24 protein-coding genes are annotated in these 26,001 nt (G+C 62.2%); 11 read left to right on the top strand and 13 right to left on the bottom strand.

All coding sequences use genetic code 11. From position 1 onward, the window contains the following. Positions 1–119 precede the first annotated feature (119 nt). From BLP99_RS21820 to BLP99_RS21845, 6 genes are all read right to left on the bottom strand, one after another. Positions 120–464, bottom strand: coding sequence for a YegP family protein (locus tag BLP99_RS21820; RefSeq protein WP_072399214.1), 345 nt, complete (start codon positions 462–464; stop codon positions 120–122). 82 nt (positions 465–546) lie between these two features. After that, on the bottom strand, positions 547–1,131 hold the full coding sequence (locus BLP99_RS21825) for a DJ-1/PfpI family protein (protein ID WP_176776519.1): 585 nt from the start codon (positions 1,129–1,131) through the stop codon (positions 547–549). 149 nt (positions 1,132–1,280) lie between these two features. Further along, complete coding sequence (locus BLP99_RS21830; protein WP_072399217.1) at positions 1,281–2,498, bottom strand: class I SAM-dependent methyltransferase; 1,218 nt, start codon at positions 2,496–2,498, stop codon at positions 1,281–1,283. Between the two features lie 190 nt (positions 2,499–2,688). Continuing rightward, positions 2,689–3,306: a TPM domain-containing protein gene (locus BLP99_RS21835; protein ID WP_072399219.1), complete on the bottom strand. Its 618-nt coding sequence runs from the start codon at positions 3,304–3,306 to the stop codon at positions 2,689–2,691. A gap of 28 nt (positions 3,307–3,334) precedes the next feature. After that, positions 3,335–4,153 carry a TPM domain-containing protein gene (locus BLP99_RS21840; protein ID WP_083532854.1) on the bottom strand — a complete coding sequence of 273 codons (819 nt, stop codon included), beginning with the start codon at positions 4,151–4,153 and terminating at the stop codon, positions 3,335–3,337. Beyond that, positions 4,153–4,761: a LemA family protein gene (locus BLP99_RS21845; protein ID WP_072399221.1), complete on the bottom strand. Its 609-nt coding sequence runs from the start codon at positions 4,759–4,761 to the stop codon at positions 4,153–4,155. The genes BLP99_RS21840 and BLP99_RS21845 overlap by 1 nt, the downstream gene beginning before the upstream one ends. A 252-nt stretch (positions 4,762–5,013) precedes the next feature. Here BLP99_RS21845 and bglX point away from each other — a divergent pair, with 252 nt between their 5' ends. After that, positions 5,014–7,305, top strand: coding sequence for a beta-glucosidase BglX (gene bglX / locus BLP99_RS21850; RefSeq protein ID WP_072399223.1), 2,292 nt, complete (start codon positions 5,014–5,016; stop codon positions 7,303–7,305). 133 nt (positions 7,306–7,438) lie between these two features. Here bglX and BLP99_RS21855 read toward each other — a convergent pair whose 3' ends face one another. The 5 genes from BLP99_RS21855 to BLP99_RS21875 form a co-directional block, all read right to left on the bottom strand. Then, entirely contained in the window at positions 7,439–8,596 is a 1,158-nt protein-coding gene (locus BLP99_RS21855) for a phospholipase D-like domain-containing protein (RefSeq protein WP_072399224.1), read from the bottom strand. Position 8,597: 1 nt separating this feature from the next. Continuing rightward, on the bottom strand, positions 8,598–9,188 hold the full coding sequence (locus BLP99_RS21860) for a YceI family protein (RefSeq protein WP_092181709.1): 591 nt from the start codon (positions 9,186–9,188) through the stop codon (positions 8,598–8,600). A 114-nt stretch (positions 9,189–9,302) separates the two neighbouring features. Beyond that, complete coding sequence (locus BLP99_RS21865; protein WP_072399228.1) at positions 9,303–9,611, bottom strand: amidase; 309 nt, start codon at positions 9,609–9,611, stop codon at positions 9,303–9,305. After that, entirely contained in the window at positions 9,608–10,702 is a 1,095-nt protein-coding gene (locus tag BLP99_RS21870; RefSeq protein WP_072431902.1) for a serine hydrolase domain-containing protein, read from the bottom strand. Before BLP99_RS21870 ends, BLP99_RS21865 begins: the two co-directional genes overlap by 4 nt. Positions 10,703–10,822: 120 nt before the next feature. After that, complete coding sequence (locus tag BLP99_RS21875) at positions 10,823–11,695, bottom strand: acyl-CoA dehydrogenase middle domain-containing protein (protein WP_072431901.1); 873 nt, start codon at positions 11,693–11,695, stop codon at positions 10,823–10,825. 144 nt (positions 11,696–11,839) lie between these two features. On the opposite strand from BLP99_RS21875, the gene olsB reads away from it, so the two are divergent. Both olsB and BLP99_RS21885 read left to right on the top strand, forming a co-directional pair. Further along, positions 11,840–12,595: an L-ornithine N(alpha)-acyltransferase gene (gene olsB, locus BLP99_RS21880; RefSeq protein ID WP_072399234.1), complete on the top strand. Its 756-nt coding sequence runs from the start codon at positions 11,840–11,842 to the stop codon at positions 12,593–12,595. Next, on the top strand, positions 12,595–13,389 hold the full coding sequence (locus BLP99_RS21885; RefSeq protein WP_092181712.1) for a lysophospholipid acyltransferase family protein: 795 nt from the start codon (positions 12,595–12,597) through the stop codon (positions 13,387–13,389). The genes olsB and BLP99_RS21885 overlap by 1 nt, the downstream gene beginning before the upstream one ends. 114 nt (positions 13,390–13,503) lie before the next feature. Here the strand turns inward: BLP99_RS21885 and BLP99_RS21890 are convergent, their stop codons facing one another. Further along, on the bottom strand, positions 13,504–14,088 hold the full coding sequence (locus tag BLP99_RS21890; RefSeq protein ID WP_072399238.1) for an acyl carrier protein phosphodiesterase: 585 nt from the start codon (positions 14,086–14,088) through the stop codon (positions 13,504–13,506). A gap of 154 nt (positions 14,089–14,242) precedes the next feature. Between BLP99_RS21890 and BLP99_RS21895 the strand changes: the two genes are divergently transcribed. The 4 genes from BLP99_RS21895 (at position 14,243) to BLP99_RS21910 (ending at position 17,657) form a co-directional block, all read left to right on the top strand. Then, positions 14,243–14,545, top strand: a complete 303-nt coding sequence (locus tag BLP99_RS21895; protein ID WP_003198672.1) for an ArsR/SmtB family transcription factor — start codon at positions 14,243–14,245, stop codon at positions 14,543–14,545. A 17-nt stretch (positions 14,546–14,562) separates the two neighbouring features. Beyond that, positions 14,563–15,729 carry an MFS transporter gene (locus tag BLP99_RS21900; RefSeq protein WP_076405244.1) on the top strand — a complete coding sequence of 389 codons (1,167 nt, stop codon included), beginning with the start codon at positions 14,563–14,565 and terminating at the stop codon, positions 15,727–15,729. A gap of 37 nt (positions 15,730–15,766) precedes the next feature. Then, positions 15,767–16,816 (top strand): alkene reductase, encoded by a 1,050-nt coding sequence (locus BLP99_RS21905; RefSeq protein ID WP_092181716.1) that lies wholly within the window; start codon positions 15,767–15,769, stop codon positions 16,814–16,816. 334 nt (positions 16,817–17,150) lie between these two features. Further along, positions 17,151–17,657 carry a hypothetical protein gene (locus BLP99_RS21910; RefSeq protein ID WP_072459302.1) on the top strand — a complete coding sequence of 169 codons (507 nt, stop codon included), beginning with the start codon at positions 17,151–17,153 and terminating at the stop codon, positions 17,655–17,657. A 205-nt stretch (positions 17,658–17,862) separates the two neighbouring features. Here BLP99_RS21910 and BLP99_RS21915 read toward each other — a convergent pair whose 3' ends face one another. Continuing rightward, positions 17,863–18,495, bottom strand: coding sequence for a TetR family transcriptional regulator (locus BLP99_RS21915; RefSeq protein WP_072399246.1), 633 nt, complete (start codon positions 18,493–18,495; stop codon positions 17,863–17,865). A 260-nt stretch (positions 18,496–18,755) separates the two neighbouring features. On the opposite strand from BLP99_RS21915, the gene BLP99_RS21920 reads away from it, so the two are divergent. The 4 genes from BLP99_RS21920 to BLP99_RS21935 all read left to right on the top strand — a co-directional run. Continuing rightward, positions 18,756–19,913: an efflux RND transporter periplasmic adaptor subunit gene (locus tag BLP99_RS21920; RefSeq protein WP_072399248.1), complete on the top strand. Its 1,158-nt coding sequence runs from the start codon at positions 18,756–18,758 to the stop codon at positions 19,911–19,913. A 3-nt stretch (positions 19,914–19,916) separates the two neighbouring features. Then, positions 19,917–23,081 (top strand): efflux RND transporter permease subunit EmhB, encoded by a 3,165-nt coding sequence (gene emhB, locus BLP99_RS21925; RefSeq protein WP_072431897.1) that lies wholly within the window; start codon positions 19,917–19,919, stop codon positions 23,079–23,081. Next, entirely contained in the window at positions 23,078–24,535 is a 1,458-nt protein-coding gene (locus BLP99_RS21930; protein ID WP_072399252.1) for an AdeC/AdeK/OprM family multidrug efflux complex outer membrane factor, read from the top strand. The genes emhB and BLP99_RS21930 overlap by 4 nt, the downstream gene beginning before the upstream one ends. A 420-nt stretch (positions 24,536–24,955) precedes the next feature. Then, on the top strand, positions 24,956–26,001 hold a 1,046-nt coding region (locus BLP99_RS21935; protein WP_092181719.1), incomplete at its 3' end, for an OprD family porin.

Genomic DNA, 26,001 nt, shown 5'->3' on the forward strand with positions numbered 1-26,001 from the left:
CCCCCAAAAGCCAAACATTCGGTTCACCTGACAGACCAGGTTGTCATGTTTGAGGGCTGCTGCGCGCCCCAACGGGGACAGATCCCCTCGCCACGGGACCGGCATCCATGGGTTTGCTGTCAAAGCGCCGCCAGCGTCTTGTCCTTGATGACGGTGGTGGGGCCGTTGGCCTTGACGCTGGCGATGCCTTTGTCCCGGGCGGCGTCCGATGAATAAGCCTCGCTGCTGCCGATCACTTCATGGTTGGCAGCCTTGAGATTGAAGTACGGATGACCGTCCTTCGTGTTCTTGAGCTCATAGCGTTCGGCCAGCGGGCTGTTTTTCTGCACCGCGGCGATACCGCCATCGGCACCGCTGCGAGAAGCATACAGCTCGCTGGTCAGGATGGTCTCGGCATTGGCTGCCTTGAGCACAAAGCGAAACTGGCCACTGCTGGTCTTGCTGATTTCGTACCATCCGGACATGTTCGTTCCCCTTGGGCTGGGTTGATTGCCCAGACAGTAAAGACCCGCTGCGCTTGTTCCGCCAGGCCGGGTACGTAACGCCCTACAGCGTAATGGCCGTGCCCAGCAGCGTCAGGAATCCCGCCAGCCAGTTCGGATGAGCCGGCCAGGCCGGCGCGGTGGCGAGATTGCCCTGTACGTGACCTTCCGTCACCGCAATATCGATATAGGTCCCTCCCGCCAGGCGTACTTCTGGAGCACAGGCCGGGTAGGCGCTGCATTCCCGCCCTTCGAGGATCCCCGCCGCCGCCAGCAGTTGCGCCCCGTGGCAGACCGCCGCGATCGGCTTGCCCGCCAGGTCGAAATCTCGCACCAGCTGCAAGACTTTCTCGTTCAGACGCAGGTATTCGGGCGCGCGACCGCCAGGGATCAGCAGGGCATCGTAGTCAGCCGCCTCGACACCAGCGAAATCATGGTTCAAGGCGAACCGGTGGCCGGGCTTTTCGCTATAGGTCTGGTCGCCTTCGAAGTCATGGATAGCCGTGCGCACGGTCTGGCCCGCGGTTTTGTCCGGACACACCGCGTGCACGGTGTGGCCGACCATCTGCAAGGCCTGGAACGGCACCATCACTTCATAATCTTCGACGTAGTCGCCGACCAGTATCAGGATTTTCTTCGCGGCCATGATTGGGCTCCTTGGGAATGCGTGGATGGGCACGCATTAAAGGTAGTCCGCCGTACCGGAATGGGAGGAAAACTCGGGTCATTGACTGACGGGTTGCACGCCAGGCGGACCCACTGTGGGAGCTCGCCCCCGCAGCAACAGCCGATGGCCGGTCAGGCGAGGTAGCCGTCGGCCCGCAGCAGGGTTTCGAGGCAATGCTCGGTGATGCGATAGAACGCCTTGAGTTCTTCGATCTTGGCCAACAGCTCCTTGGGCTCCACCGGCCCGGGGCGCTTGACCGCCAGGATCATCTTGTTCTTGTTGGTATGTTCCAGGGAGATGAACTCGAACACCTTGGTCTCGTAGCCACAGGCTTCCAGCAGCAGCGCCCGCAAGCTGTCGGTGACCATCTCCGCCTGCTGGCCGAGGTGCAAGCCATATTGCAGCATCGGTTTGAGCAACGCCGGGCTCTGGATCTGCAAGCGAATCTGCTTGTGGCAGCACGGCGAGCACATGATGATCGAAGCGCCCGAGCGAATGCCCATGTGGATCGCGTAATCGGTGGCGATGTCGCAGGCGTGCAAGGCGATCATCACGTCCACTGCACTGGGGGCCACGCTGCGCACGTCGCCGTGCTGGAAGGTCAGGCCCGGATGCTCCAAGCGCGCGGCGGCTTCGTTGCACAGCCGAACCATGTCCTCGCGCAGCTCGACTCCGGTCACCAGGCCTTCGGCCTGCAGAGTGTTGCGCAGGTAGTCATGAATGGCGAAGGTCAGGTAGCCCTTGCCCGAACCGAAGTCCGAAACCCGTACCGGCTTGTCCAGGGCCAGCGGCGAGGACGTCAGCGCGTGGCTGAAGACTTCGATGAACTTGTTGATCTGCTTCCACTTGCGCGACATCGCCGGAATCAGCTCGTGCTTGTGGTTGGTCACACCCAGGTCAGCCAGGAATGGCCGGCTCAGATCGAGAAACCGGTTCTTCTCGCGGTTGTGCTCCACCGAGGGCACTTCCCGCAATTGCTGGGGCTTGCTCCTGAACAACGAAGGCTTGCCCTTTTTGCTGTACTCCAGCTGCGCCTCGTCGGTCACCGCCAGCAGATGGGCATTGCGGAACGACGCCGGCAACAGCCCGGCGATGGTCGCCACGCCTTCGGCCAGCGGGAAGTTCTTGGTGATGTCACGGGTCTTGTAGCGATAGACGAACGACAGGCAAGGCTGCTCCTTGACGGTCGTTTGCTTGATGATCAGCCGCTGAAGGTCTGCTTCGTCGCCGACATACCGGGCCAGCACCAGCTTGATGAAAGCGTTCTGTTCGAGGCTGGCCTGCAGCAACTCGATGAACTGGGCGTGGTGGTCCGCCGCGGGACGGGCGGGAGTTGCGGTGACAGACATGGAAAAGCGGCCTCGGGGCGGGGCGGATCGGGAATGGCGGGTATTTTAGGGGGGGATGGGGTGCGAGGGCACGAGGAATTTCCCCAGTGGTGCGAAATCCATCGGTGCCCTTGGCGTTGGCCGGCCAGCCGTCATGGCCGGGAAACTCCCCGCGACGAGGGTGCTCGCCGCAGCGGCGATGCCAAAAGCCTCAGCCCAGGACCACCAGGCGGTTGGGCAATTCATTGCGTTCGTGAGTCACCGGCACGTGCTCCTTGAGCAATTCGCCGCAGGCCTGGATGCAGGTTATGAAGCCCTGCAGGGTTTGTCCCTGACGAACCTGCTGGGTGAAGGCCGCGACAATCGACTCCCAGTGCTTGTTGTCGAGACGGCTGGAAATGCCCTCGTCCACCAGGATCTCCACGTACCGCTCGGCCTCGCAGACGAAGATCAGCATCCCCGTGCTTCCCACGGTGTGGTGCAGGTTCTGTTCGAGAAACTGCCGGCGAGCCAGGTTGGAGGCGCGCCAATGGCGCACCGAGCGGGGAATCAGGTGGGTGGTGATCCTGGGAATACGAAACAGCAGGCACAGCACGATGAAGCTGGCCCATTGCACCAGCAACAGGCTGTGCATGGTCAACCAGCCCGAAAGATAATGCACCACCCCAGGCACCACCAACGCCAGCAGACTGGCCCACAGCAGCGGGATATAGGCGTAGTCGTCGGCACGGGCGGCGAGCACCGTGACCAGTTCGGCATCGGTATCGCGCTCGACCCGGGCGATGGCCTCGGCCACCTTGCGTTGTTCGTGTTCAGTCAGTAATGCCATGGTCAGAAATGCCTGCTCATTTTTATTGTCACCAGCCGCCCGACGAACCGCCGCCACCGAAACTGCCACCGCCGCCGCTGAAGCCGCCACCGCCTCCACCGCCGAAACCACCGCCGCCGCGGCTGGAACCGCTGGAGCCGCCACCGCTGGCGGGCAGGATACCCAGTACCTGGCAGACCATGACCGTGATGATGAACAGCATCACCAGCAACACGAACAACCCGGGATGGCGCTGGACGAAATCACCCTCCTGCGCCCCTGCGTCATACGCCGCTGCCGGCTCATCCAAGGGGTTGCCGCCCAGTACCACCAGCATCGCCGCCACGCCGTCACTGATGCCTTTGTTGAAATTGCCGGTCTTGAAGGCCGGTGTGATCACCTGGTTGATGATCACCGAACTCTGGGCATCGGTCAGCCGATCTTCCAGGCCGTAGCCCACTTCGATCCGCAGTTTACGGTCATCCCGGGCGACGATCAGCAGTGCGCCGTTATTCTTGTCCTTTTGCCCGATGCCCCAGTGGCGACCCAATTGATAGCCGAAGTCTTCGATGCTGGCGCCTTGCAGGTTCGCCAGCGTGACCACCACTACCTGCTCGCCGGTGGCCTGCTCGTGCGCCTTGAGCTGCGCCTCCAGTTGCTGGCGTACCGCAGGCTCGAGCAGCCCGGCGGTATCCACTACCCGGCCGGTCAACTGCGGAAACTTCAATTCGGCCTGGGCCGTGACTGCGAACACCCAGAGCAACAGCACAAAGGCGCAGCTGCGAGCGGCCAGCTTCAAGCCATGGGCAAGCGCAGTGCCCAGGACCGATGCTTGCAGCTTGTAGCTCGAGGCCTGTAGCGGCTTCATTAAAATTTCACTTGCGGCGCTTTCTCGGCACCGGGGCTGGTGGCTTCGAAGGTTTCACGCACCGGCAGGTCGCTGTACAGCACGCTGTGCCACAGGCGACCCGGGAAGGTCCGGATCTCGGTGTTGTACTTCTGCACCGCCAGGATGAAGTCACGGCGGGCCACGGCGATGCGGTTCTCGGTCCCTTCGAGTTGCGATTGCAGCGCCAGGAAGTTCTGGTTGGCCTTGAGGTCCGGGTAACGTTCGGAGACCACCATCAAGCGGCTCAACGCCCCGCTCAACTGGTCCTGGGCCTGCTGGAACTGCTTGAGTTTTTCCGGGTTGTCCAGGGTGCTGGCATCCACCTGGATCGAGGTGGCCTTGGCGCGCGCCTCGATCACCGCCGTCAGGGTTTCCTGCTCATGCTGGGCATAGCCCTTGACGGTCTCCACCAGGTTGGGAATCAGGTCCGCACGGCGCTGGTACTGGTTCTGCACCTGGCCCCAGGCCGCCTTGGCCTGCTCGTCCAGGGTCGGGATATTGTTGATGCCGCAACCGGCCAGCAGCAGGGTGCACAGCATCAGGGCGAGCATCTGCAGGCCGCCGCGGTGGTTCAGTCTTGGATTCATCGGATGAAGCTCTCCCTTGCTTGATTGCATTGGTAAAAACACGGCCACCTATCCCATCGGCGCTGGGGCATAATCTGCCGCCGCACTGGATTGAAACGGATCGATGGGCTAAAAGATGCGCGGTGCGAAACTAAGTTCAGCCCCCCGGGCTCGAAAGTGTGCTGCATTTGACCGAACAACAATAGCCGCTCCTCACATTTTGGCTGACCGGCGTGTACTGATCCGCCCTTTAGGCTTGCGAGAAAACTATTCATGAAGAAGCTGTGTTTGCTGGGCCTGTTTGTCAGTCTGGCCAGTCAATCCGTATGGGCCGACAACCTGCCAGTCCCCATGGAGAACAAGGATGCCTTCATCAGCGACCTGATGAAGCAGATGACCCTAGAGGAAAAGATCGGCCAATTGCGCCTGATCAGCATCGGCCCGGAAATGCCCCGGGAGATGATCCGCAAGGAAATCGCCGCCGGTAACATCGGCGGCACGTTCAACTCCATCACTCGCGATGAGAACCGTCCGATGCAGGACGCGGCCATGCGCAGCCGGCTGAAGATCCCGATGTTCTTCGCCTACGATGTGATCCACGGCCACCGCACCATTTTCCCGATTCCCCTGGCCCTGGCCTCGAGCTGGGACATGGACGCCATCTACCGCTCCGGCCGCATCGCCGCCAAGGAAGCAGCGGCCGACAGCCTGGACATCACTTTCGCGCCGATGGTGGACATTTCCCGCGACCCGCGCTGGGGCCGCACCTCCGAAGGCTTCGGCGAGGACACCTACCTGGTGTCGCGCATTGCCGCCGTGATGGTCAAGGCCTTCCAGGGCAAGGGCGCCAACGCCGCCGACGCCATCATGGCCAGCGTCAAGCACTTTGCCTTGTACGGCGCGGTGGAAGGTGGCCGTGACTACAACACCGTGGACATGAGCCCGGTGAAGATGTACCAGGACTATCTGCCTCCCTACCGCGCCGCCATCGATGCCGGCGCCGGCGGCGTGATGGTCGCGCTGAACTCCATCAACGGCATACCGGCCACGGCCAACACCTGGCTGATGCACGACCTGCTGCGCAAGGAATGGGGCTTCAAGGGCCTGGCGGTCAGTGACCATGGCGCCATCTTCGAGCTGATCAAGCATGGTGTCGCCAAGGACGGTCGCGAAGCAGCGAAGCTGGCGATCAAGGCCGGCATCGACATGAGCATGAACGACTCGCTCTATGGCAAGGAACTGCCGGGGCTGCTCAAGGCCGGCGAGATCGAGCAGAGCGACATCGACAACGCCGTGCGCGAAGTGCTCGCCGCCAAGTACGACATGGGCCTGTTCAAGGACCCGTACCTGCGCATCGGCAAGGCCGAGGATGACCCGGCCGACACCTATGCCGAAAGCCGCATGCACCGCGCCGATGCCCGTGACGTGGCGCGCCGCAGCCTGGTGCTGCTGGAAAACCGCAACCAGACCTTGCCCCTGAAGAAGACGGCGAAGATCGCCCTGGTCGGCCCGCTGGCCAAGGCGCCGATCGACATGATGGGCAGTTGGGCCGCCGCCGGCCGGCCGGCGCAGTCGGTCACGGTGTTCGACGGCATGGCCCGTGCCTTGGGCGGTGAATCGAAGTTGATCTATGCCCGTGGCGCCAACATCACTGGCGACAAGAAGGTCCTCGATTACCTGAACTTCCTCAACTTCGACGCCCCGGAAGTGGTGGACGACCCGCGTCCGGCCCAGGTGCTGATCGACGAAGCGGTGAAAGCCGCCAGGCAGGCCGACGTGGTGGTGGCCGCCGTGGGCGAGTCCCGTGGCATGTCCCACGAATCGTCGAGCCGTACCGAACTGAACATCCCCGCCAGCCAGCGCGAGCTGATCAAGGCCCTGAAGGCCACCGGCAAGCCGCTGGTACTGGTGTTGATGAATGGCCGTCCGCTGTCGCTGCTGGAAGAGAAGCAACAGGCCGATGCGATCCTGGAGACCTGGTTCAGCGGCACCGAAGGCGGCAACGCCATCGCCGACGTACTGTTCGGCGACTACAACCCGTCGGGCAAGCTGCCGATCACCTTCCCACGCTCGGTAGGCCAGATTCCGACCTACTACAACCATCTGAGCATCGGCCGGCCGTTCACGCCGGGCAAGCCAGGCAACTACACCTCGCAATACTTCGACGACACCACCGGTCCGCTGTACCCCTTCGGCTACGGTTTGAGCTACACCGAATTCAGCCTGTCGGACATGGCCCTGTCCTCCACCACGCTGAACAAGACCGGCAAGCTGGACGCCAGCGTGACCGTGGAGAACACCGGCAAGCGTGATGGCGAAACCGTGGTGCAGCTGTATATCCAGGACGTGACGGGCTCGATCATCCGTCCGGTGAAGGAACTGAAGAACTTCCAGAAGGTGATGCTCAAGGCCGGTGAGAAAAAGGTCATCCACTTCACCATCACCGAAGACGACCTGAAGTTCTACAATGCCCAGCTCAAATACGCGGCGGAGCCGGGCAAGTTCAATGTGCAGATCGGCCTGGATTCCCAGGACGTGAAGCAGCAGAGTTTCGAGTTGCTCTGACCTTCGGAACAATTTGATTTTCCCTGTGGGAGCGAGCTTGCTCGCCATGGCGTCAGATCAGCCGCATCGACATTGGCTGACACTGCATCATCGCGAGCAAGCCCGCTCCCACAGTTGTATCTGGGTGTTCGGGCTAGCCGCGTCGATCCAACAGGTTGACCACCAACCGATCCACCAGCCCCCATAACCGTTGCTTGAAGCGCTTCCACAACGGCCGACGCTGCCAGGCGTCCAGGCTGACCTGCTGGCTCTGGGCGAAGTCTCGCTCGAAACTGGCCGCCACCGCAGCGCTGAGTCGCGAATCGAGGGCCTCGAGGTTGGCCTCCAGATTGAAGCGCAGGTTCCAGTGATCGAAATTGCAGGAACCGATGCTGACCCAGTCATCCACCAGCACCATTTTCAGGTGCAGGAAACAGGGCTGATATTCGAAGATCTTCACCCCGGCCTTGAGCAGGCGCGGGTAATAACGATGCCCGGCGTAACGCACCGAGGGATGATCGGTGCGTGGGCCTGTAAGCAACAGCCGCACGTCGATGCCCCGGGCCGCGGCTTTGCGCAGGGAACGGCGCACGTTCCAGGTCGGCAGGAAATAAGGCGTCGCCATCCAGATCCGTTTCTGCCCGCTGTTCAACGCCCGGGACAGGGACTGCAGGATATCCCGGTGCTGGCGGGCGTCGGCATAGGCCACCCGGCCCATGCCCTCGCCCACCGGCGGTACACGAGGCAATCGCGGCAGGCCGAAGTTGGAGGCCGGCTTCCAGGCACGACGGTGACGGTTGGCGAGCCACTGGCGGTCGAACAGCAACTGCCAGTCCAGCACCAGCGGGCCGACGATCTCCACCATGACTTCGTGCCATTGGCTGCGGTCGTCGAGGGGGTTCCAGAATTCATCGGTCACCCCGGTGCCGCCCACCACCGCCAGACGCTGGTCCACCAGCAGGAGCTTGCGATGATCGCGATAGAGGTTGCGCACCCAGCGGCGCCAGCTCAGGCGATTGTAGAAACGCAGCTCCACCCCCGCCTCCAGCAGGCGGTTGCGCAGGCCCAGGGTAAACGCCAGGCTGCCATAGTCATCGAACAGGCACCGCACGCGCACGCCCCGCTCGGCTGCCTGGACAAGGGCCTGGACCATCGCCTCGGCGCAAGCCCCCGCCTCCACCAGGTACAACTCCAGCTCGACCTGTTCCTGGGCCCGGGCGATTTCCACCAGCATGCGCGGAAAAAACTGCGGACCGTCGATCAACAGCTCGAACCTGTTGCCCTCACGCCAGGGAAATACCGGGCCGCTCACGTCAACGCGCCGTGAAAATCAGCACCGCATTCACCGGCACCGACAGGCTGATGGCTGACAGACCGGCCAGGTTGCGCAGCTTTTCCAGGCCCGGCGCCAAGTCGAAGTCCGCCGCGTTGAGCACCAGCGGCTCCAGGGTCACCACCTGGAAACGTCGTTCATCCAGGCGCGTCGCCAGCAGTTCGACGATGTATTCATGCTGCTTGCCATGCAGGTCCACTGTCAGCGGCAGGCGCAATTCCAACTGCGCGCCATTGGCCAGGTCCTGGATAGGGACCAGGTCGATCCGCGCCGTAACGGTGGCTTCGGCAAATTGCTTGATCTCGAACAGCTCGGCCCGCATGCGTTCGTCTCGCAGGGGAATGCCGCTGTTGATGGACTCCAGTTCCACCTCCAGGCGAGCCAGGCCATCGGGCTGGACCTGACCGTGGAGAACCAGGAAACGCTGGACCTCGGAAACGTTGCCGTTCTTGCTGCTGATGAACGACAGCCGCGACGATTCGCCGTCCAGGTACCAGTCGGCCTGGGCCGGCAGCGCGGCGCAGGCCAGCAGCAAGGTCGCGACAGCGTGAAAGAAAGACCGCTTGAACATACACACTCGGAGGGCAGATAAACCTGTGGCGAACCTTAACCGGGCCAAGGGCCGTTGCAAACAGTCTGTTTCAACAACTGCCAGAAACACCGATGATCCAGGGGATTTATCGAGTCACTCCAGGCGGCACCCCTGTCGCGCGCCCATCCACCGCGCGCTATTGCTGCGTCCCAGCCCGGCGACCACGACGCGTTTGTCCTCGGGCGTGTCGAGAAAGTCGCTGATGGGCACCGACTGTTTCACATAGCCACGGCAGTAATCCGCCGGTTGCTCCATCACATAGCGGCATGAGCAGTATTGCTTGGCGGTGTAGGCGCTGATGATGTCGGGAAAGGCCCGCAGCGCCACCCGCTCGAGCCAGATCCAGCCCATCAGGGCAACCAGAAACACCGACACCAGCGTGAACAGCCACTTGCGCCTCATGGCCGCACCCCTTCGGCGAATGCCGCCATGGCTCGCTTGAGCAATTCGTTGTGGCGATAGCTGCCATCGCGATCATCGCCATAGCGCACGATGACCAGCCGGGCGCTGGGAATGATGTACAAGGCCTGCCCCCAATGCCCCAGTGCGGCGTAAGTGTCCGGTGGCGCGTCGGGCCAGGGATGGAGGGAGCGGTCGGCGGCGCGATTGAGCCACCAGTGGCCACCGGGCACGGCTTCGTCCTGGCCAGCCTGGAACCGGGTGAAAGGTTCGCGATTGAACGCAACCCACTCCTTGGGAATCAATTGCCGCTCGCCCCAGCGGCCGTCCCGTTGCATCAACAACCCGACACGCGCCAGGTCCCGCGCCGTGAGGTAGGCATAGGACGAACCGACGAAGGTGCCGCTGGCATCGGTTTCCCAGGTTGCCTGGCGGATACCCAACGGTTCGAACAGCGCCGTCCAGGGGTAATCGGCGTATCGCGTCGGCCCGACAATGTTTTTCAACGCCGCCGCCAGCAGGTTGCTGTCGCCGCTGGAATAACGGAATACCTGCCCCGGCGGACTGAAACTTTCATGCTGCGCAGTGAACGCCGCCATGTCGTGGCGTCCGCGGGTGTAGAGCATCGCCACCACGGAGGACTTGAGTGGCGCGTATTCGTAGTCTTCCTGCCAATCCAGGCCCGAGGCCCAGTGAAAAAGATCGGCCAGGGTCACGCCCGGGTGCTTGCCCAACGCCGGGTAGTACCGGGCGACCGGCTCTTGCAGGCCAAACAGTTTTTCACCGTAGGCCACGCCGAACACCGTCGCCAGCAGGCTTTTACTGATGGACCAGGTCAGGTGCGGGGTCTGGGCAGTGTTCGGTCCGGCGTAGCGTTCGTAGACCAGCCGACCGTCCTGGATCACCAGCAGCGCATCGGTGCGGATGCCCTCACGGTTTGCATCGTCCCGGGGTGGGAAGGCGTATTGTTCCAAGGCTTCGATGGCCGGCCCGCTCGGGGTCGGGCCACTTGGCCATTGCTCGCCGGGCCAGTCTTCGGCCTGGACGCTCAGGTTGAGTATCAGCAACGGAATCAGGAACCAGCCTTTGGACATGCTTGGGGCTCGCAGGATTGAACCTTCAGAGCCTATGCAGACTTGATGACAATTTGAGTGTGTGTGCCCCCTTGTGGGAGCGAACTTGCTCGCTCCCACAAGGGGTGGTCGTCTGGAGGACTATCCCAACGCCTTGGCCAACCGCTTGGCCCGCGCGCCCGCCGCCATCTCCATCACCGCTTTATCCCGCGTCCACATCTCGCGCCACGGCGCAGGCCCGGCGGCCAGTGCGGTATTCAGTTCGCCATCAAGCACGTCGAACTGCGCGAACAACCCGCCCAGCAGCACGTGCCCGGACGCGCTGGACGGATTGTGAAGGCTCACCTGCGCGCAACCGGCCAGCAGCGCGAGCAGGCGCAATTGCAACGCCTGGGGCCAGGCGCATTCCTGCCCCACGCCATACAGCCAGGCGGTCATGGCACTGAGCACGTAAAGATCTTCCAAGGTGCGAAACGGCTTGACGTACGCGTCCCAACCGTCCCCCGCCAACAATTCGCACAGCGCGTCGTCGAGCAGGACGCGGCCATGGCTGACGTCTGGCATCAAGGTAATGGCCGGGAGTTTTTCCAGGGTTACGCCAGGCTCGCCGGGATAGACCACGGCCAGGTTCAGTCGTGGCGTTTCACCCGGCGCTTCGCAGCGAGCGGCAATCAGCAGCCATTCGGCGGCATCCCCGGCGGTGACGAAATCCTTGCGTCCAGTCAGGCGCAGATCCGCCAGGCGGGTCTGCATGTCCGCCGGGCGCAGGCTGCGCTGCTCAGTGGCGCACAACGCGCCGAGGCTGTGGGGCGCGCTGGGCCAGAGCGCGCGCAACGCTGCCTGGTAGCCCACCAGGAAGGCCAGTCCCGGTGTCGCCATCAATCGCGCGCCGGCCACCGCCAACTCGAACGGCGTGACCGGCCCCAGGCGTTGCAACAACGCCGCGTACCCCTCGGCCAGGTCCGAATGGGCAGTCAGCCGTTCGCCACGTGCGATCAGGGTTTGCCAAAGCATGGGAGGTTCCTCGAGGGCTGTCATATAAGCATCACCAAAGCTTCATGGTGATGACACCGGGGCTACATAGCCTGACTTTGCACAACATGGCTGCATAAAGAAAGTCGACTGGCTGCAACTGAACAGCCCGCACGGAGATTCGCTATGACTCAGATCGCCCGCATCAGCGACACCGGCAATGAACGCCGCCTGCAAGCCGAACGCCTGGTCGGCGCCCAGGCCTTGCAAGAAGCCCAGGCCCTGCGCTTCAACGTCTTCAGCGGCGAGTTCAACGCCAAGCTCAAGGGCGCGGAAATGGGTCTGGACATGGATGACTATGATGTTCATTGCGCCCACATCGGCGTACGCGACCTGAACACCGGCCGCCTCGTGGCGACCACTCGCCTGCTCGACCACCAGGCCGCCAGTAGCCTGGGACGCTTCTACAGCGAAGAAGAATTCAGCCTCCACGGCCTGGTCCATCTCAAGGGCCCGATCCTGGAGATCGGCCGGACCTGCGTCGACCCGGCCTACCGTAACGGCGGCACCATCGCGGTGCTCTGGGGGGAACTGGCCGAAGTCCTGAACGAGGGCGGCTACAGCTATCTGATGGGTTGCGCCAGCATTGCGATGCAGGACGGCGGCATCCAGGCCCAGGCGATCATGCAACGCCTGCGCGAGCGCTACCTGTGCAACGAACACCTGCAAGCCGTACCGAAAAAACCGTTGCCGACCCTGGACGTGCCGTCCAATGTCATCGCCGAAATGCCGCCGTTGCTCAAGGCCTACATGCGCCTGGGTGCGAAGATCTGCGGCGAGCCGTGCTGGGACGAGGAATTCCAGGTGGCCGATGTGTTCATCCTGCTCAAGCGCGATGACCTCTGCCCACGCTACGCCCGCCACTTCAAGGCAGCGGTTTGATGAGCCGCTCAAGGGTGTACGCGCGGATCGCGCGCGTCCTGCTGGTGGTGGCGCTGGGTCTGGGCATGGCCAGCGTGTTCGGTGTTTTCGAGCGCCTGGGGCTTGCCCACTCCATGGTACGTCGTCAGCGCTGGTCGCGGTTCTTCATGGCACGGCTGAGCAATGCCCTGCCCTTTTCCGTGACCGTCCATGGGCAATTGCCGCGACAGCCGATGCTGTGGGTCAGCAACCACGTGTCCTGGACCGACATCCCGCTGCTGGGCATGCTCACTCCGATGTCATTCCTGTCCAAGGCTGAAGTGCGCACCTGGCCGGTGGCCGGCTGGCTGGCGGCGAAGGCCGGTAGCCTGTTCATTCGCCGTGGCTCGGGCGACAGCCAGTTGATCCGCAAGCAGATGACCCGTCACCTGCAACAGACCCACCCATTGCTGATGTTCCCGGAAGGGACCACCACCGACGGGCGGTCCCTGCGCACCTTCCACGGTCGCCTGTTATCGGCCGCCATCGATGCCGAGGTGGCGCTGCAGCCTGTGGCGATCCGTTACCTGCGCAACGGCGAGCCCGATTCCGTGGCCCCTTTCATTGGCGATGACGACCTGCTGTCGCACCTGATGCGCTTGTTTGCCAACGATCGGGGCGACGTTCACATTTACCTGCTGCAACCCATCGCCTGCCAAGGCCAGGAACGCGCGGCCCTGGCTTTCCAGGCGCAACAGGCGGTACACAAGGCATTGTTCGGAACGATTCCCGAGAAACAGCAAGCGCCGACACGGCCTGCGGCAATTGCGGCCTGACCCGGATCTCTGCGCGGCCCCCCTGTGGGAGCAAGCTGGCTGACGATAGCGGCTTAACATTCAGCAGACGAGCTGACTGATGCACCGCTATCGCCAGCCAGCTCGCTCCCACAATCAGATCCGGGGCGCGGCCTGGTTTTGTACAAAGTCCTGCAACTGCGGGTAAAACAACTGGAAGTCCTCGCTCAGCGGCTCATAGAGCTCGATCAATTCCTTCATCGCCCCAGCCAGTTCCTCAGGCCGGGACAGGCGGCGGGAAATGCCACGCAGTACCTGCCCCAGCACTTCGAATTCCTGATAGGACCCCAGCCAGTCATCCGCCGCCATATACGGCGCGATCTGTGCCAGGCGCCCTGGCAGTTGCGGTTCGGTGCGCAGTACCTGGTAGACACGGGACGTGAAATCCACCAGCGGCCCTTCACCGTACAACGCCCAGTCCCGGGCCAGGCAGTGGTCGAAAAACACATCCAGCACGATCCCGGCATAGCGCCGTCGCACCGTGGAAAACCGCGACAGGGCGATGTCCACCAAAGGGTGGCGGTCGGTGTATTGGTCGATGCGTCGATGCAAGGCGATCCCTGCTTCGATCCGCGGGTCATACAGCCCTTGCAGCGGTCCCTTGACGAAGTCGCCGTAGAGACTGCCGAGCAGTTGTTCCCGGCCGGGGCCGCCGAGGTGCAGGTGCGCGAGATAGTTCATGGGGGCCAGCTTAGCATCGCCAGGCTCATATCGTTATAACCCGATATAGCGATTTGTTCGCTGCTCAGATCGAATCCATATTGGTATATCGCGAAGCAACGATTTAAGGTTCGCCTTATCGCGATATAGCGTTTTACTCACTACGGCTGCCTCCATGACCCTCGACCTCGACGAAATAATAAAAGCCCTGGCACACCCAGTACGGCGAGACATCCTCAACTGGCTCAAGGACCCCAAGGTCCAGTTCCCCGAACAGTTGCACAACCATGAATTCGGCATCTGCGCCGGACAGATCGACCAGCGTTGCGGCCTGTCGCAGTCCACGGTGTCGGCTCATCTGGCGGTGTTGCAACGGGCGGGGCTGATCACCAGCCAGAAGGTCGGTCAATGGCACTTCTTCAAACGCAACGAGGAAGTGATCCAGCAGTTCCTCAAGCAAATGAGCCAAGAGCTCTGATTCGACAAGGACCCGCCATGCCCCTCTCGCTACTCATCCTGGCCCTGAGCGCCTTCGCCATCGGCACCACTGAGTTCGTCATCATGGGCCTGCTGCCCGATGTGGCGGCCGACCTGGGAGTCTCGATCCCGGGTGCCGGCTGGCTGGTGACTGGCTACGCCCTGGGCGTGGCCATCGGTGCGCCGTTCATGGCCCTGGCTACCGCCAGTCTGCCGCGCAAGGCCGCACTGGTGGTGCTGATGGGGATCTTCATCGTCGGCAACCTGCTCTGCGCCATCGCCAGCGACTACAACGTGCTGATGTTCGCCCGGGTGGTCACCGCCCTGTGCCATGGCGCGTTCTTCGGCATCGGCTCGGTGGTGGCCGCCGGCCTGGTGGCGCCCAACAAGCGTGCCTCGGCCGTGGCCCTGATGTTCACCGGCCTGACCCTGGCCAACGTGCTCGGCGTGCCGCTGGGCACCGCACTGGGCCAGGAAGCCGGCTGGCGCTCGACCTTCTGGGCCGTGACCGTCATCGGCGTGGTGGCGCTGATTGGCCTGATCCGCTTCCTGCCGGCCAAGCGCGATGAAGAAAAACTCGACATGCGCTCGGAACTGGTGGCGCTCAAGGGCGCCGGCCTGTGGCTGTCCCTGACCATGACGGCCCTGTTTTCCGCTTCGGTATTCGCCCTGTTCACCTACGTCGCTCCCTTGCTGGGCGAGGTCACCGGCGTATCGCCCCGTGGCGTGACCTGGACCCTGGTGCTGATCGGCCTGGGCCTGACCCTGGGCAACATCATCGGTGGCAAGCTGGCGGACAGGAGCCTGTCGAACACCCTGATGGGCGTGTTCATCGCCATGGCCGTGGTGTCCACCATGCTGAGCTGGACCAGCGTGGCGCTGATCCCCAGCGAAATCACCCTGTTCCTGTGGGCCACCGCCTGCTTTGCCGCCGTGCCGGCCCTGCAGGTAAACGTGGTGACCTTCGGCAAGTCCGCGCCGAACCTGGTTTCCACCCTGAATATCGGCGCCTTCAATATCGGCAACGCCCTGGGTGCCTGGGTCGGCGGCAGCGTCATCGACCACGGCCTGGGCCTGACCGCCGTGCCCCTGGCCGCCGGCGCCCTCGCGGTACTGGCGCTGCTGGTCACCCTGATCACTTTCCGCCGGGGCGGCAATGCCGACCTGGCACCGGCCACCCCTTGACTCTCAACAATCCCTGACACTGACGAGGCAGTCATTCATGACCACCATTTTCGACCCGATCAAACTCGGCGACATCGAACTGAAAAACCGCATCATCATGGCACCGCTCACCCGTTGCCGCGCCGACGCAGGCCGTGTGCCGAATGCGCTGATGGCCGAGTACTACGTGCAACGCGCCTCCGCCGGCCTGATCCTCAGCGAGGCGACCTCCGTCACGCCGATGGGCGTGGGCTATCCGGATACCCCGGGTATCTGGTCCAACGACCAGGTGCGCGGCTGGGCCAACATCACCAAGGCGGTACACGGTGCCGGCGGCAAGATTTTCCTGCAGCTGTGGCATGTGGGCCGCATCTCCCATCCGTCCTACCTGAACGGTGAAACACCGGTTGCCCCCAGCGCCATCCAACCCAAGGGCCATGTCAGCCTGGTTCGTCCACTGGCCGACTATCCAACGCCACGCGCGCTGGAAACCGCTGAGATCGCCGACATCGTGGATGCCTACCGCGTAGGCGCCGAAAATGCCAAGGCCGCCGGCTTGGACGGTGTGGAAATCCACGGTGCCAACGGCTACCTGCTCGATCAGTTCCTGCAAAGCAGCACCAACCAGCGCACCGACAATTACGGCGGCTCCCTGGAAAACCGAGCCCGCCTGCTACTGGAAGTGACCGACGCAGCCATCGAAGTCTGGGGAGCCGGCCGGGTCGGCGTGCACCTGGCGCCACGGGCCGACTCCCATGACATGGGCGACGAGAATCGCCTGGAAACCTTCAGCTACGTGGCCCGGGAACTGGGCAAGCGCGGCATTGCCTTCATCTGCTCGCGCGAGAAGGAAGGCGACGACAGCATTGGCCCGCAACTCAAGCAAGCGTTCGGCGGCCCGTACATCGCCAACGAACGTTTCACCAAGGACCGCGCCAATGCCTGGCTGGCCGAAGGCAAAGCCGATGCCGTGGCCTTCGGCGTGCCGTTCATTGCCAACCCGGACCTGCCGGCCCGACTGAAAGCCGATGCACCGCTGAACGAACCGCACCCGGAAACCTTCTATGGCAAAGGTCCGGTGGGTTATATCGACTACCCGGTGATGTAAGTCAGAAAACCAGGCCTTACCCAAAGCCCCGACTCGAAAGAGCCGGGGCTTTTTTATACCTGCAGTTTTTAGAATCCAACGGACCAGCAACAACCGAAATATCAAATAACAAGACAACAAGCAGCTGCTGTGGATTCAAGCATTCAACAACGCTAATAATAAAGCCCGAACCAATTACTACTCAGCCAATGGATTACCACTTATAAGCTCACAGCCATCAATCAATTAAATCCCGATAAATAGTTCATCACGCAACCCCTTTGAATCAAACCAAACAACACACTATCAATACCTATGTGGGCTTTAGCGAGCCTGTAAAAAGAGATACCTTACTATGAACATTCTGAAAAGTTTCACCCTTGCCCTGCTATTCGGACCGGCGATGGTTGCCAGCAGCCTGGCCAATACCGGGGTCACCGTGGAGATCACCAATAACACCCCGCGCACCCTGAACATGATCAACATGGTCACAAACCCGGCACAGCCGGCGGACTTGTCCCTGAGCGGTTACGATGTTGCCTCCAAGTCCACTCGAAATATCTATTTCGTCAATAAAAGAAAATACACTTATCCCACTTCCGACTGGCAACCCAGCCTGAGAAAAGTCAAGCCGATCGAAATTCTGCTCTCGTATCAAATGGACGGGTCCGAATTCGGCTGCCAAGTACAAACCCGATTCGAAGCCCCTATCGGTTTTGGTGTTCTCGAACCTCGTTATCGACCCGACTGGAAAAGCAGGACCGCCTACACCGGCAATGGCGAATATACCTGCCGCTCGGAAATTTCCCAGAAGATGCTGGAGCCGCCTTTCAGCTACACCGTCCGCCTTATTGTCGAGTAATTTAATGGACAGTTGCGGATCGCCCCGCACAGGCGCCGCAATGCCACCCCATACATGAAGCTGCCATGGTGATCCGGCATGATCGAGCGATAGCGCGTTGTCGCCGGACCTGGCAACTGCTCCATGAACGACCCGCCGGGATCCATGCCCGGCGGGTTTTGCCGATCCGCTATTGACACAAACCGATGCAATTACTCATTTTGTTTCATTTGCGCAGGCTGGGGCTCAGGTGCAGCATGTCCAGCCCGATGTCTACCCAGCGCTCGGCCTCACCCGCCAGCGCGAAGCTGTCGGGTGCCAGCAGCCACTGGTACAGAATGCCGTCTATATAGGCGTGAAGAGCGATCGCCGCCCTGTCGGTATCCAGGTCATCCGGCAGTTGGCCGCGATTCATCGCATTGCGCAGCGACAGCGCGATCCGCACGTTGCAGTCGAGATTGACCTGGCGCCGCTGCTGGCGCAAATCGCACATTTCGTCGGTGAACTCGCACTTATGGAAAAGAATCTCATTGATGCGTCGGGTTTTCGGGTCCAGGGCCACCTGTTGGAACAGGCGAACCAGCAGCTTGCGCACACACCCCAGGGGGTCGAGTTCCTCTTCATTTTCACTGGCGCGCGCCAGGTCATCGAGCGGCTCGTGCAAGGTATCGAGCATGGCCTGGAGCAGATCCGCCTTGTTGCTGAAATGCCAGTAGATGGCACCGCGCGTCACACCGGCCAGCGTCGCGATGTCAGCCAGCGTCGTGCGCGCCACGCCCCGCTCGAAAAAAGCCTTTTCGGCCGCTTCGAGTATCTGGCTGCGAGTCTCCAGGGCTTCCTCTTTGGTACGACGGACCATGGCAGTAACCACCTCAATCAGGATGCGTCAGCAATGCGTAAAGGTCAGCTGAACGAATGGGAGGCGATCGTCCATGGAACGCGCTCCCGGTCTGTACGAGCCTTTGTCAGGCTTTTGTAAACCGGATGGTACGCAATTTGGCTGTTTACAAACAACCATGTACGTAAGTATATTTCTTAGCAACCTACTAGTTGAAAATGCGCCTTTTTAACCTTCCACCTTTCGAGTGCGCCCGTTGCGTGCCTGACCCGAGGATTTCCATGCACTTCAAGCCAGCTGTTACCGCTCTGGTTACCGCCATCGCCCTGGCATCGCTGCTCAGCGGATGTAAGAAGGAAGAAGCGGCCCCTGCCGCACCACCTCCTCAGGTCGGCGTCGTCACCCTCAAGACCCAACCTTTCACCCTGACGTCCGAATTGCCGGGGCGCACCAGCGCGTTCCGCGTGGCGGAGGTTCGCCCGCAGGTCAACGGCATCATCCTCAAGCGCCTGTTCAAGGAAGGCGCCGACGTCAAGGCCGGCCAGCAGCTGTACCAGATCGACCCGGCCGTATACGAAGCCACGCTCAAGAGCGCCGAGGCCAACCTGCGTTCCACCAAGTCCATTGCCGACCGCTACAAGCAACTGGTGGATGAACAGGCCGTCAGTCGCCAGGAATACGACACCGCCGTGGCCAATCGCCTCGAGTCGGAAGCCAACCTGCAAACCGCCCAGATCAACGTGCGCTACACCAAGGTCTACGCGCCGATCTCCGGGCGTATCGGGCGCTCCTCGGTAACCGAAGGCGCCCTGGTCAGCAACGGCCAGACAGAAGCGATGGCAACCATCCAGCAACTGGACCCGATCTATGTCGACGTGACCCAGAGCTCGGTGGAACTGCTGCAACTGCGCCGCGAGCTGGAAAGTGGCCGGTTGCAGAAGGCCGGCGACAATGCCGCCACGGTCAAACTGATCCTGGAAGACGGCAGCCAGTACGCCCACGAGGGCAAGCTGGAATTCTCCGAAGTGTCGGTTGACCAGACCACCGGCTCCGTCACCTTGCGCGCCGTGTTCCCCAACCCGGACCACACCCTGCTGCCGGGCATGTTCGTCCATGCGCAATTGCAGGCGGGTGTGAACAGCGCGGCGATCCTCGCTCCACAACAAGGCGTGACCCGCGACCTCAAAGGCATGCCGACCGCCCTGGTGGTGGGCCCGGACAACAAGGTCGAGCTGCGTCAGCTCAAGGCCAGCCGCACCGTCGGCAGCCAGTGGCTGATCGAAGACGGGCTCAAGGCCGGCGATCGCGTGATTACCGAAGGGTTGCAGTACGTACGGCCAGGGGTGGAAGTCAAGGCCACCGAAGCCACCAATGTGGGCACCAAGAACCCGGCCCCCGCCCAGGCAGCTGACAAAGCAGCCGGCGGCAAAGGGGAGTAAACCATGTCGAAATTCTTTATCGACCGTCCGATCTTCGCCTGGGTGATCGCCCTGGTGATCATGCTGGTCGGGGCTCTATCGATCCTCAAGTTGCCGATCAACCAGTACCCGAGCATCGCGCCACCGGCCATCGCGATCCAGGTGACCTACCCGGGCGCGTCCGCGCAGACCGTGCAGGACACCGTGGTGCAGGTCATCGAACAGCAGCTCAACGGTATCGACAACCTGCGCTACGTCTCCTCGGAAAGTAACTCCGACGGCAGCATGACCATCACCGCGACCTTCGAGCAGGGCACCAACTCCGACACCGCGCAGGTCCAGGTCCAGAACAAGCTGAACCTGGCCACCCCGCTGCTGCCGCAAGAAGTGCAGCAACAGGGTATCCGCGTGACCAAGTCGGTGAGGAACTTCCTGATGGTGATCGGCGTGGTGTCGCGCGACGGCACCATGACCCGGGAAGACCTTTCCAACTACATCGTGTCGAACATGCAGGACCCGATCTCGCGCACCTCGGGTGTCGGCGACTTCCAGGTCTTCGGTGCCCAGTACGCGATGCGGATCTGGCTCGACCCGGCCAAGCTGAACAATTACAACCTGACACCGTCGGACGTGAGTACCGCCATCTCCGCACAGAACGTCCAGGTCTCGTCCGGCCAGCTCGGTGGCCTGCCCGCCGTGCCCGGCCAGCAACTGAACGCCACCATCATCGGCAAGACCCGCCTGCAGACCGCCGACCAGTTCAAGGCGATCCTGCTCAAGGTCAACCCGGATGGCTCGCAAGTACGCCTTGGCGATGTCGCCGAGGTGGGCCTGGGCGGCGAGAACTACAGCATCAACGCCCAGTTCAACGGTGCCCCGGCCTCGGGCCTGGCAGTGCGCCTGGCCACCGGTGCCAACGCCCTCGACACGGCCAAGGCCCTGCGCAAGACCGTGGACGACCTCAAGCCGTTCTTCCCGCCAGGCATGGAAGTGGTGTTCCCCTATGACACCACGCCGGTGGTGAGCGAGTCGATCAAGGGCGTGGTGGAAACCCTGGTCGAAGCGGTCGTGCTGGTGTTCCTGGTGATGTTCCTGTTCCTGCAGAACTTCCGCGCCACCATCATCACCACGATGACCGTGCCGGTGGTATTGCTGGGCACCTTCGGGGTCCTCGCGGCGTTCGGTTTCAGTATCAACACCCTGACCATGTTCGGCATGGTGCTTGCCATCGGCTTGCTGGTGGACGACGCCATCGTCGTGGTGGAAAACGTCGAGCGGGTGATGAGCGAAGAAGGCCTGTCCCCCAAGGAAGCCACCAGGAAATCCATGGGCCAGATCCAGGGGGCCCTGGTGGGTATCGCCCTGGTACTGTCGGCGGTGCTGTTGCCGATGGCGTTCTTCGGCGGCTCCACCGGGGTGATCTACAAGCAGTTCTCCATCACCATCGTCTCGGCCATGGCCCTGTCGGTGCTGGTTGCGCTGATTTTCACCCCCGCCCTGTGCGCCACCATGCTCAAGGCTATCCCGAAAGGGGAACATGGCACGCACAAACGCGGCTTCTTCGGGTGGTTCAACAGAAACTTCGACCGCAGCGTGCAAAGCTACGAACGGGGAGTCGGCAACATCCTGCGGCATAAAGCGCCGTATCTGCTGGCCTACCTGATTATCTTCGTCGGTATGATCTGGTTGTTCATGCGTATCCCATCCTCGTTCCTCCCGGAAGAAGACCAGGGCGTGCTGTTTGCCCAGGTGCAGACACCGGCCGGCTCCAGCGCCGAGCGCACCCAGGTGGTGGTGGACAAGATGCGTGAGTTCCTGCTGCGCCCGGGCAAGGACGGCGGCGAAGGCGATGGCGTGGCCTCGGTGTTCACCGTGACCGGCTTCAACTTCGCCGGTCGTGGCCAGAGCTCGGGCATGGCGTTCATCATGCTCAAGCCATGGGAAGAGCGTAACGCCGACAACACAGTGTTCAAGATCTCGGCCCGCGCCCAGCAGCACTTCTTTACCTTCCGCGATGCGATGGTGTTCGCCTTCGCCCCGCCGGCGGTGATGGAGCTGGGTAACGCCACCGGTTTCGACGTGTTCCTGCAGGACCGTGCCGGCATCGGCCACGAAAAGCTGATGGAAGCACGCAACCAGTTCCTGGGCATGGCGTCCCAGAGCAAGGTCCTGGCCCAGGTTCGCCCGAACGGCCTGAATGACGAGCCGCAATACCAGTTGGAAATCGATGACGAAAAAGCCAGCGCCCTGGGCGTGACCATTTCGGACATCAACAGCACCCTGTCGATTGCCCTGGGCAGTAGCTACGTCAACGACTTCATCGACCGCGGCCGGGTGAAGAAGGTGTACGTACAGGGGCAACCGAATGCTCGCATGAGCCCCGAAGACCTGCAGAAATGGTACGTACGCAACAGCTCTGGAACCATGGTACCGTTCAGCGCGTTCGCCAAGGGCGAATGGATCTACGGTTCGCCGAAACTGGCCCGCTACAACGGGGTGGAAGCGATGGAAATCCTGGGCGTCCCGGCACCGGGCTACTCCACCGGCGAAGCCATGGCCGAAGTCGAGGCCATCGCCAAGAAGCTGCCTGCCGGTGTTGGTATTTCCTGGACAGGTCTGTCGTATGAAGAACGACTCGCGGGGTCCCAGGCGCCAGCGCTGTTCGCGCTGTCGATCCTGATGGTATTCCTGTGTCTGGCGGCGTTGTATGAAAGCTGGTCGATTCCGATAGCGATCGTACTTGTGGTACCGCTGGGGATCATCGGTGCGTTGATGGCGACCAGTTTGCGCGGTCTGTCCAACGACGTGTACTTCTTGGTAGGGCTGTTGACTACCATAGGCCTGGTAGCCAAAAACGCGATTCTGATCGTCGAATTCGCCAAGGAACTGCATGAACAAGGCAAGGGCTTGCAGGAAGCTGCCATTGAAGCTTGCCGTATGCGCCTGCGGCCGATCATCATGACCTCGCTGGCGTTCATTCTCGGTGTTGTACCCCTGGCAATCTCCACAGGCGCAGGCTCAGGTAGCCAACACGCCATTGGCACAGTGGTGATCGGCGGCATGCTGACCGCCACCGTCCTGGCGATTTTCTGGGTGCCGTTGTTCTTCGTGACCGTGTCGTCGATAGGCCGTCGCAAAAATGCCGACCAGGACGACGCTCCTGAAACTTCCAAAGAGGCTGGGCAATGAGCAAGTCGCTACTCTCTCTGACCATCGCCGCCGTCGTGCTCAGCGGCTGCTCGCTGATTCCCGATTATCAGCGACCCGAAGCACCGGTCGCGGCGCAATACCCGCAAGGTCCGGCCTACGAACCGGCCAAGGCAGCCAGCCAGGCTGCCGCGGAACAGGGCTGGAAACAGTTCTTCCATGACCCGGCGCTGCAGCAGTTGATCCAGGTGGCCCTGGAAAACAACCGCGACCTGCGGGTCGCCGCGCTGAACATCGACGCCTATGCCGCGCAATACCGCATCCAGCGGGCGGATCTGTTCCCGGCAGTCTCGGCCACCGGTTCCGGCAGCCGCCAGCGCCTGCCGGCCCGGGCCTCGCAGACCGGCGAAGCGGCCATCAGCAGCTCCTACTCGGCCACCCTGGGCATCAGTGCCTATGAGCTGGATCTGTTCGGCCGGGTCCGCAGCCTGAGCGAACAAGCGCTGCAAAGCTACTTTGCCACCGAGGAAGCGCGCCGCAGCACCCAGATCAGCCTGGTGGCCAACGTGGCCAACGCCTACCTGACCTGGCAAGCCGACAAGGAACTGCTCAAGCTGACCCAGGACACCCTGGCGACCTACGAGCAAAGCCTCCAGCTGACCACCCGTAGCGCCGATGTCGGCGTAGCCTCGGCACTCGACCTGAGCCAGGCGCGCACTGCAGTGGAAAACGCTCGGGTCCAGCTGGCGCGCTACACCCGCCAGGTAGCCCAGGATGAAAACAACCTGACCCTGCTGCTGGGCACCAGCCTGCCGGCCAACCTGAACACGCAACCGCTCAGCGATGACCTGCTCAGTGAAGTGCCGGCCGGGTTGCCGTCGGACCTGCTGCAACGTCGTCCCGATATTCTCCAGGCCGAACGCAACCTGCTGGCCGCCAACGCCAACATCGGCGCCGCGCGGGCCGCGTTCTTCCCCAGCATCAGCCTGACGGCCAACGCCGGCACATTGAGCCCGGACCTGTCCGGGCTGTTCAAGGGCGGCTCGGGCACCTGGACGTTCGCGCCACAGATCAACCTGCCGATCTTCAACGCCGGCAGCCTGCGGGCGAGCCTGGATTACGCCAAGATCCAGAAGGACATCAACGTCGCCAACTACGAGAAGGCGATCCAGACGGCGTTCCAGGAAGTCTCCGACGGCCTGGCCGCGCGTCGTACCTACAACGAACAGTTGCAGGCCCAGACGGCCTATGTTGCCTCCAACCAGGACTACTACCGCCTGGCCGAGCGGCGCTACCGCATTGGGGTCGACAGCAACCTGACCTTCCTCGACGCCCAACGCCAGCTGTTCAGCGCCCAGCAATCGCTGATCACCGACCGCCTCGCGCAGTTGACCAGCGAGGTCAACCTGTACAAGGCTCTGGGCGGTGGCTGGAACGCCGAGACCGGCAAGAACGAGCCGGTGGCAGAGAAAGCGCCGCCGATGAAACTGTTCTGATTTGATGCCTGGCCACTGAAACACGAAGCCCACCGAAAGGTGGGCTTTTTTGTTCATCGATTCCGAACTCAACACATCAACCTGTGGGAGCGAGCTTGCTCGCGATGGCGGTGGATCAGCCTGCATCAGTGCTGGATGTGCAGCCTTTGTGAGCCACCACCCACAGGACTCCCATCCGCCAAAGCATTTTTTGCTGTTCGATAATCGCCCAAAACCCGTCATCGGCGATTGAACCGATCCCGGCGCGCGCTTCACCATCGCTCGCACAAAACCAATAACAACAGGTTCGACGCCATGTCCACACGCCCTGCTTCTCCCGGCTGATCCTCAGCCGTTCAACCGACCCGCTCCACCGTACCGTCTGCAATCGCACGATTGCGGCATCGACTCGCTTCGTCCATAAAAACCAGAGATAAGCCCATGAAGCCCACACAGCATCTGTTTCCCAGCGCCATCGCCGTCGCACTCGCGGGTGCCGCCCTGCCCGCCCTGGCCGCAGAGTCGGGGTTCGTCGAGGATGCCAAGGCCACGCTGAACCTGCGCAATGCTTACTTCAACCGCAACTTCACCAACCCGAACAATGCCCAGGGCAAGGCCGAGGAATGGACCCAGAGTTTCATCCTCGACGCCAAGTCCGGTTTCACCCAGGGCACGGTGGGGTTCGGCGTGGACGTGCTGGGCCTGTACTCGGTCAAGCTCGATGGTGGCCGTGGCACGGCAGGAACGCAGTTGCTGCCGGTGCACGACGACGGTCGCCCCGCCGATGACTTCGGCCGCCTGGGCGTCGCGCTCAAGGCCAAGGTCTCCAAGACCGAGCTGAAGGTCGGCGAATGGATGCCGGTGCTGCCGATCCTGCGTTCCGACGACGGTCGCTCCCTGCCGCAGACCTTCCGCGGCGGCCAGGTCACTTCCACCGAGATCGCCGGCCTGAGCCTCTATGGCGGCCAGTTCCGCGGCAACAGCCCGCGCAACGATGCGAGCATGGAAGACATGTTCATGAACGGCCGCCCCGCCGCCACCTCCGACCGCTTCAACTTCGGCGGCGGCGAATACGCCTTCAACGAAAAACGCACCCAGGTGGGCGTGTGGTACGCGGAACTGTCCGACATCTACCAGCAGCAATATTTCAACCTGACCCACAGCCAGCCCATGGGCGACTGGACCCTGGGCGCCAATCTCGGCTATTTCATCGGCAAGGAAAACGGCAGCGCCCTGGCCGGTGACCTAGACAACAAGACCGCCTTCGCCATGCTCTCGGCCAAATATGGCGGCAACACCTTCTATGTCGGCCTGCAGAAAGTCGGCGGCGACGATGCCTGGATGCGGGTCAACGGCACCAGCGGCGGTACCCTGGCCAACGACAGCTACAACTCCAGCTACGACAACGCCAAGGAAAAGTCCTGGCAAGTGCGCCACGACTTCAACTTCGCCGCCGTCGGCGTGCCGGGCCTGACCCTGATGAACCG

Source organism: Pseudomonas sp. NFACC32-1 (assembly GCF_900101215.1).
Classification (GTDB): Bacteria; Pseudomonadota; Gammaproteobacteria; order Pseudomonadales; family Pseudomonadaceae; genus Aquipseudomonas.